Origin of the sequence: Streptococcus mitis (genome assembly GCF_003942765.1) — a bacterium.
GTDB lineage: Bacteria > Bacillota > Bacilli > Lactobacillales > Streptococcaceae > Streptococcus > Streptococcus mitis_BE.
This window is the reverse complement of record NZ_RJNW01000024.1, coordinates 1-691: the sequence shown is the minus strand read 5'-3', so window position 1 is coordinate 691 and position 691 is coordinate 1. Positions and strand designations below refer to the sequence as shown.

The window sequence follows — 691 nt, the reverse complement described above, 5'->3', positions numbered from 1 at the left end:
GGCTTCTTCCTCCCAAAGAGGGTCGTCTACAACATCCATCGTTTGAATTTCAATCAAACTTCGTTCATTTGCTTCTTCAAAAGTCAGAGATAGAATAGCCTCGTGCTTTTTCTTAAATTCCTCGACTGTTAGCCATGTCTTCTTATTATCCTCGCTAATTTGCCCGTCAATGACCTTTGCAATCTCAAGCGCCATAATGTACATGGCGCGTCTATCAACTGTCAAAATTTCTAGATGGGTGGTTAAAATNCGGAGATAGTCTCCCTTTTCATTATAATCCGTAGCNAANGCATCTTCAAANTNNATNTCAATACATTCNTNAANATGTGAAAAGAGNCTTCGTACCNCTTCCTTTAGGGGGACACTAGACCATCTCTTATCCGCAGTACTTTTCCTCAATGATAAATTTGAGAAAAAATCTTCTTGTAGTTGCTCATTGTCTCCAGCATTTGAGTAAGAAACTTGCTTTTCTTCTGGAAACCACATTTTACCAGCAAGCTCTAGATAACCATAAGGTATCTTTTTTGTATAATCACCTTTTAAATATAATTTCATTGTTCACTCCTTATTGCATCAACCAGTTAAAAGCTTTCCACATATTTTTGATAACTTCTTCTTTTGCTCCTTTACTAAGACCATTTAATTGAGATTGACTGTTAACCCAGTCTACAATATCCTGTCTACTTGAAAT

At 36.5% G+C, this 691-nt stretch carries 1 protein-coding gene; it reads right to left on the bottom strand.

All coding sequences use genetic code 11. The features are described from left to right. Positions 1–555 (bottom strand): hypothetical protein (locus D8849_RS10385; RefSeq protein ID WP_125387010.1); only part of this gene is annotated, 555 nt, incomplete at its 3' end. Between the last annotated feature and the right edge of the window lie 136 nt (positions 556–691).